Below are 6,442 nucleotides of genomic sequence, written 5' to 3' on the forward strand. Positions count from 1 at the left end.
GAAGGCCGTCGGTGATGAGCACGTCGGGCCCGGGGATGCGGGAGGACAGGGCCGTGCAGGCCGCCGTGTTCTCCTGATGGCACCACTGCCGGTCGATGACCTGGCCCGTCTGCCCGTCGATCGCTATCAGGAGGCACCAGCCGTGTGCCATATACGTGCCGTCGGCCATGAGCGTGTGATGGACCACCCCGTCCGGTGTGATTGCCGGCTTGATGTTCCAGCACCAGCCGACCCGTTTACGCCAGGCCCTGGCGCCCATGGCCCCCATCTGTTCCCGGGTCCTGCCCGTCAGCGGCCAGTCCGGGAACTCCCTCAACTGCGCGGCGCGGGCCCGGTCCTGCCTGCGCGCGGTGGACGTGATCGAGCAGGACGGACACATCCAGCGCTGCGTGCCTGATCTGTTGCGCCCATGCCTGCGCATCCGCCCATGGCATATGGGGCAATGCCTGGCCCTCTTCGATCTGGTTCTCATTCCCCAATCGAACAGGAACGGGCACCCCTGCAAGACCCCTATTAACAACCCGACCTATTAACAACCACCCAACACGCTTACAGCCACAAGGCCAAACCCCCAACATAAACAACGCGTTTAGTTCCTATAGCCCTATAATGGTGTAACGGTGGTGCTACTGTCACCGTTGATGTAATAACTCAAGAATGATAGTTAGGCCTATCTATCAGTGCAGTATTCCAGTTTTAGCTGGGTTGTCAGAGGTGCCATGGCTGACACCGCTGACTTCGTTATTGGTTATCAAGGATGAATTGACTCAACAAACGGAAAAGGGCTTATGATGAAAGCTCTGAACACTATCAAAAGTAGGTTGCTCGCCAGCGTTGCTGTTCCACTTGCGCTGTCTATGGGAGTCGCCATGGTTCCCAGTCAGGCGATGGCTGCAGAGCCTGTGGATACCGCTTCGACATCTATCGTGAGTCAAGTCACCGATTCGCTGACTCCGAGGGATGTGCTGGAGATAGCGGATACCGCATGGGAAAACGGTGATTATGAAGGTGCTGGCATCCTGACCGAGTATGCATTCTCGATGCATGATGGCACTGCCGGTAATGGCTTCCAATCGAGGAATTGGGCTACGACGATCGCCAAGAAAGCTGTCATTAAGCTTCTGCGCTGGGGAGGTTCCAAGCTTCCTGCCAAGATTGCTCCGTGGGCCGGTCGGATTGCAGACTTCCTGGAAGCCACCGGCGTCTGGACTCATGCCGCTATCGTCTCAGGTTTGATGCAGCTGGGCATCCCTTACGATATTGCTGAATACACGGCGACATGGGTTGATTTGTTCCTCTGATTCATGGAGAGAGGGGTGAGCGATGAGTGACCGTGGACGATCAGACCATGTAACGGTTTCGGATGCGATTACCGGTGTTGGTTTTTTCGGAACTGTGTTGTTGGGTTTTGTCTTTCCTTTTGCGGTCGGCATTGGTGTCACTTATCGCTTGCTCCCTTTCGGTGGCGTTCGTTCCTGGGTGCATGGGTGGCGTGGGGTTTTGGGTACCATCGTTATCTTTCTGTTGTGGTTCTTTGGTACCTACATAACTGATGCGTTGGTGGATGTGTTGTTTAGCATGAGCAGTCACAAGGTCTTGAAGAAGCTTGTTAGCGAAGTTGTGAGTTTTGTGTTTCTCATGGGGTTGATGGCCTTGGCCTTCAGCAGGTGGGAAGCCATGGCGCTCTCATCTTTGATAACTGAGGTTCTCACCATTCTCATCTCCCTACTCGTCATTCATGCCGTTGATGCTGCAGACAAGCATGATTAATCTAAACAACGATCATTCCTAGGGAATGAAGCGGATTCGAGTGCCCCTTTTATGGGGCGGGAGAAACGCATCGGACGCGGAGAGGTCTCCTCCTTGGTTTGGGAGGAGACCTCTTCGGTTTGGTTGTGTGTGGTGTTAGTCGTCGGTGGGGTTGATGTTCTTACTGAGGGCCAGGGCGATGAGCGCTGCGAGGTTGTTGGTTCGGTCGAGGGTGAGGGCTTGGACCATGTATGAGCTGGCTTGGTCGGGGTCGCGGGCGGCCCAGGCCAGGTAGGCTCTGGAGGCGCTGAGGTGTGGGGTGGGGCCGACGGCGGCGGTGAGCTGGTCGAAGAGGTTGTAGGCTCTGTCGGCGCGTTCCTGGTTGACGGGGGTCCGGCCTTCGAAGCAGGTGGTGAGGCTGGTGAAGATGAGTTTGACGGCGGCGGGGTCGTGGGGTTGTTCGGTGATGGTGGTCAGGTCGTCTCGGGTGGTGTCGGGGTTGATGGCGGCGACCAGGAGCGCGTCGCGGTGCGGCAGTGAGGTTTCTATCAGCGCGGCCATGCGGGTGAGCCGGTCGTGTCCTATGGCTTCGGGCTGGTGGGTGCCGTCGAGTATGCGCATGATGCTGTCGAGGGCCTGTCGGCCTGCGGTGAGCATGAGTTGGGGGTCCTGGCTCAGTTGCTTGACGTCGTCCTGGAGGCTGGTTGTGGTGTTCATGGGTGTTCCTTTCCTTGGTGCCGGGACTGTTTGTGCCGACGCCTGGAATGGCGGCCCGGGTATAGCGGAGAGTCAAGCCCCCGCGTGGATCCGAACACTCCCCCGGAGGCCGAGGGGGCATGCTGTTCGGCCCCCTCGGCCGGAGCGGGGTGTGGGCGGAGACGCTCGGGGCTTGAGTCGCAGCGGCCCGGGCCAGAATGGAAGGGGGCGGCACAAACACCACATTCCCAACCCCTTCAGCAGCACGCCGCAGGCGTGCGACAGCGGCGGCCAGACATCAAGGCGCAGCCGCCGATGACCACAACCCCGGCCGAGCCGAGCATGGAAAAAGGGACCCCGTTGAGGGGTCCCTTGATGATGTTGCCCTGATGGGTCAGGCCATCTGGCTTCGGAGTCCTGGGTAGTGGTGTGCCAGGTATTCGGCGGTGGCTTGGCGGATCAGTGCCGATAGGTTGGTGCCTTCTGTTTTGACGGCGGCTTCGGCCCATTGGTCCAGGGCCGGGGTGGTGCGTACCTGCCAGGTTTTGCTGGTGGGTTGTTTGAGTTCGTCGCGGGGGCGGCCGGCGAAGATGGAGAGCAGGTCGTCGTCGGTCAGGGGGCCGGCGTCGTAGCCCCGGTATACCCGGGTGCCTTCGATGGGTGTGAATTGGCCGGCGTCGGCCATGCGGTCGAGTGCTTCGGCGTGTGCTGCCCTGTCGGCGGGTGTCTGTGTGTTGGTCATGGTCTGGCTCCTTGTTGGTTGTGTCTATTGGTATCTGAGATGTTGCCACCGGCTGGTCAGCGGCATGGCGTGGAAGGCGTGGAGCTGGCCGTCCTGCCATTTGCTGACGATGACTTCGAGCAGGTTGTCGGGTAGGGCCCCGGGGTGTGGCTGGCCGACGAAGACCACCGTCATCTCGTCGCCGTAGCCCTCGATTTGTTCGTGGCCTATGGAGTGGAGGACCGCGTGCCTGATTTCGTCGTCGGCGCAGCCGTGCTTGCGGGCTGATTGCTCTATCTCGATCTCCATGACCATGAGTGTAGTACAAATTGCACATACAAACCAGTCGTGCGTTCCTCGCGTTGCGGTCTGGCTGCGGGGTTCATTCACTCTTTGGTGTCCTCCTCCTGGTCGCCGTCGTCTGTTTCATCTTCGTTCCCTTCGTTGTCTTCCTCTTCAGGTCGGGGCACCAGGTCGCCGTCGAGACCGGATTGCTCTTCGTCGCTGATGGCGTAGCCTGCGGTTTGGAGGGCACGGTAGAGGGGTTTGAGCAGGCCGTCTATGTCGTCTTGGCTGCGCCAGGTCTCGTGGTTGATCTGTGTCTCCATGATGGCGTGGCACAGGGCGAAGGCCGTCTGGGTGCGGCGACTCTCGTCAAGGTCGGCCTTTTGCGCCAGCTCGGCTTCCTGGTCCTGGACGATGGCGCGCCATGTGTCCCGCACCTGGTCCCGGCTGACCCACCAGGTGCGTTGGCTCGCTTGGGCGATGACCAGCATGGACAGGGCCTGGGACTGGTTTTTGGCGGGGCGTTTGAGGGACATGAGCCGTTGCGTGTAGGCCAGCCGCAGGTCGTGGCTTGCCGTGTCCAGTTGCTTGGCCGGTGCGATTTCGGCTTCTTGTTCGGCTTGCCACCTGGCCAGGTCATCCTCTCTTTGCCGGCGTTCGTCCTCCTGGTCCTGTTGGGTGTATGGCTCCAGCAGGGTGATTTTGACGCGCCACTGTCCGCCACGGTCGAGCAGTCCGGCGGCCGTGGGTTTGTCGCCTTCCCATTCCTCCAGCCATGTGTCGAGGGCCTGCTTGGGGTCGGGGTCGGTATCCGGGGAGAATCGGGCGATGGTGCGCCAACCTTCCGGGTCAGACCAGGATTGTGATGGTGTCAGCGGCACGATGGGCAGCCCGGCCTGCTTGATGGCTTCCTGGGCCTGTTCGATCCACTTGTCCAGCGACCGTTTGGCCTGGACCTGGTGCAGTGTCATGTTCCAGTTGTTGGTGCCTGCGGCTTTGATGAGCTGGTCTTGCAGGCCTTCGTCGTCGCGGAAGTCGGCTATCGTCTCCAATTCCTCGAAGCTCAGCTGGGATGGCAGCGCGAGTATTTTCTCGTCGTCGATGGACGATATTTTGAGCCGTCGCTGCACGGTGCTGCGGCTGCGGCCAGTGGCTTTGGCCATCTGGTCCACGTCTTCGCCAAGGTCCAGGAGGTGGGCGTATCCGCGTGCCTCGTCCAGGGCGGTGAGCTGGTCACGGTGTATGTTCTCTACCAGCATCACCTCCGCCTGGGTCTGCTCGTCCATGTCGGTGATGATACAGGGCACGGTTGCAAGGCCGGCCTGCTCGGCGGCCGCCAGCCGCCGGTGTCCGATGACCAGGGTGTGCCGCCCCTCCTGGTTCGCCGGTGTGACGACCAGGGCCTGCTGTATGCCTTGGGACGCGATGCTCATGGCCAGCTCCGACACGTCTCCTATCTCGCTTCGGGGGTTGGCGTCGTTGGGCCTGATGGCGTCGATGGGCAGCATGGTCACTGTGGTTGTGGTGTTCATGGGTGTTCCTTTCCTTGGTGCCGGGACTGTTTGTGCCGACGCCTGGAATGGCGGCCCGGGTATAGCGGAGAGTCAAGCCCCCGCGTGGATCCGAACACTCCCCCGGAGGCCGAGGGGGCATGCTGTTCGGCCCCCTCGGCCGGAGCGGGGTGTGGGCGGAGACGCTCGGGGCTTGAGTCGCAGCGGCCCGGGCCAGAATGGAAGGGGGCGGCACAAACACCACATTCCCAACCCCTTCAGCAGCACGCCGCAGGCGTGCGACAGCGGCGGCCAGACATCAAGGCGCAGCCGCCGATGACCACAACCCCGGCCGAGCCGACCAGTTTTATGTTTGCCGATTGAAGGGTGATCTGCAGTAGCTCATGATAGAAGAAAGACCATCCGATAAGAAATGTGTTTATATTGTGAAGCTTTATCTTGATGAAGCTTTCTAACTGATATCCCGAGTATATTAAAGCTTGTTAGAAGCCGCCACTGCCTCTATCATATTTATATGATATGCACACTAGGGCGGCACTTTTTTATCTAAAGGGGTGTAACTGAGATGGACACCGCTCGTATTCCTTACCCTTCGCATCCTTATCAGAGCTCAGCCAATCTAGCCTCTATGCTGATACAGAACGGTCTCTCCGGCATCAGGGGCTATAGGAACTAAACGCGTTGTTTTAGGTTCTGTGTGTGGGTTTGGTTGTGTGTTGGTCAGAGTGTGGTGTTGGGGTATCTGACTGGTGTGTGGAACTCGTTCCAGTTGATGGCGGTGCCGTAGTGTTCGGGCTCGTCCTGTTCCTGTCTGGTTTCCCGTTTGGGTGCTGGTTGTGGCTGCTGGTGTTCGTCCCTGATCAGGCTGGCGGGGTCGGGGGTTGTCGGTTTTCATGTAGCAGTGCCATTCGCAGGCGCGTCTCATGTGGCTCTCGGGTAGGCCGTGGTGTTGCAGGAGGGTGCGTTTGATGGGTGGGTTGACTCCTCCTTCCAGCCGGTTGGTGGTGCGTTCCACTGGCCCGCCGGCGGTGAGTTCGGGTTCCGGGAAGGCGAAGAGCTGCCTGTCTTGGAAGAGGTGTTCGGGCCTGCGGTAGCAGCGGCGGAGTTCCTGGTGGGTCCACCACCAGGATTGGTGGCTGGCTTTGGGGTTGGCTGGGTCGTCCTTGGCCATGGTGCGTTCGTCGATGAGGGTTTTCCATCTTTCGTGCCAGGCGTTCAAGGCCTCACCCCAACGCACCGCTTCCTCGATGGCATGGACCCGGGTGAGCTGGTCGGAGAGTCGCTTGAGTTCCTTGCCGGCCTGAAGTCGTGGTTTGAGTGTCAGGTCGGTTTTGGTGTTGCGTTGCACGTGCACCAGGCAGCGTTGGATGCGCGTGCCCGGCCAGCAAGGCATGGCAGGCTTTCTGCACGCCGCGAAGGCCGTCGGTGATGAGCACGTCGGGCCCGGGGATGCGGGAGGACAGGGCCGTGCAGGCCGCCG

The 6,442-nt window shown here is 60.2% G+C and carries 6 protein-coding genes and 2 pseudogenes; 2 read left to right on the forward strand and 6 right to left on the reverse strand.

Annotation, left to right across the window (positions count from 1 at the left end; translation table 11 throughout):
- Window positions 1-472 (reverse strand): annotated as a pseudogene (locus CI601_RS00735) (IS256 family transposase); the annotation flags it as partial.
- 316 nt (window positions 473-788) lie between these two features.
- Between CI601_RS00735 and CI601_RS08470 the strand changes: the two are divergent.
- Entirely contained in the window at window positions 789-1,301 is a 513-nt protein-coding gene (locus CI601_RS08470; protein ID WP_045925197.1) for a hypothetical protein, read from the forward strand.
- A 22-nt stretch (window positions 1,302-1,323) separates the two neighbouring features.
- The gene (locus CI601_RS00745; RefSeq protein WP_015022033.1) at window positions 1,324-1,770 is read left to right on the forward strand and encodes a hypothetical protein; all 447 of its coding nucleotides are present in this window, start codon (window positions 1,324-1,326) and stop codon (window positions 1,768-1,770) included.
- A gap of 135 nt (window positions 1,771-1,905) precedes the next feature.
- On the opposite strand, the gene CI601_RS00750 is transcribed toward CI601_RS00745, so the two are convergent.
- The 5 genes and pseudogenes from CI601_RS00750 to CI601_RS00770 form a co-directional block, all read right to left on the reverse strand.
- Entirely contained in the window at window positions 1,906-2,466 is a 561-nt protein-coding gene (locus CI601_RS00750) for a hypothetical protein (RefSeq protein WP_015022034.1), read from the reverse strand.
- A 373-nt stretch (window positions 2,467-2,839) separates the two neighbouring features.
- Window positions 2,840-3,187 (reverse strand): hypothetical protein, encoded by a 348-nt coding sequence (locus CI601_RS00755; protein ID WP_015022035.1) that lies wholly within the window; start codon window positions 3,185-3,187, stop codon window positions 2,840-2,842.
- A 24-nt stretch (window positions 3,188-3,211) separates the two neighbouring features.
- Window positions 3,212-3,475 (reverse strand): hypothetical protein, encoded by a 264-nt coding sequence (locus CI601_RS00760; RefSeq protein ID WP_141650026.1) that lies wholly within the window; start codon window positions 3,473-3,475, stop codon window positions 3,212-3,214.
- A 77-nt stretch (window positions 3,476-3,552) separates the two neighbouring features.
- Window positions 3,553-4,983 (reverse strand): ParB/RepB/Spo0J family partition protein, encoded by a 1,431-nt coding sequence (locus CI601_RS00765; protein WP_015022037.1) that lies wholly within the window; start codon window positions 4,981-4,983, stop codon window positions 3,553-3,555.
- 699 nt (window positions 4,984-5,682) lie between these two features.
- Window positions 5,683-6,442, reverse strand: a pseudogene (locus CI601_RS00770) (transposase); the annotation flags it as partial.

Source organism: Bifidobacterium sp. wkB344, from assembly GCF_003688305.1.
Lineage (GTDB): Bacteria > Actinomycetota > Actinomycetes > Actinomycetales > Bifidobacteriaceae > Bombiscardovia > Bombiscardovia mizhiensis.

What these genes read in the sequence shown, in the direction of transcription:
- CI601_RS08470 (WP_045925197.1), top strand. Translation starts at nt 789, where the DNA reads ATGATGAAAGCTCTGAACACTATCAAAAGTAGGTTGCTCGCCAGCGTT.
- CI601_RS00745 (WP_015022033.1), top strand. Translation starts at nt 1,324, where the DNA reads ATGAGTGACCGTGGACGATCAGACCATGTAACGGTTTCGGATGCGATT.
- CI601_RS00750 (WP_015022034.1), bottom strand. Translation starts at nt 2,466, where the DNA reads ATGAACACCACAACCAGCCTCCAGGACGACGTCAAGCAACTGAGCCAG.
- CI601_RS00755 (WP_015022035.1), bottom strand. Translation starts at nt 3,187, where the DNA reads ATGACCAACACACAGACACCCGCCGACAGGGCAGCACACGCCGAAGCA.
- CI601_RS00760 (WP_141650026.1), bottom strand. Translation starts at nt 3,475, where the DNA reads ATGGAGATCGAGATAGAGCAATCAGCCCGCAAGCACGGCTGCGCCGAC.
- CI601_RS00765 (WP_015022037.1), bottom strand. Translation starts at nt 4,983, where the DNA reads ATGAACACCACAACCACAGTGACCATGCTGCCCATCGACGCCATCAGG.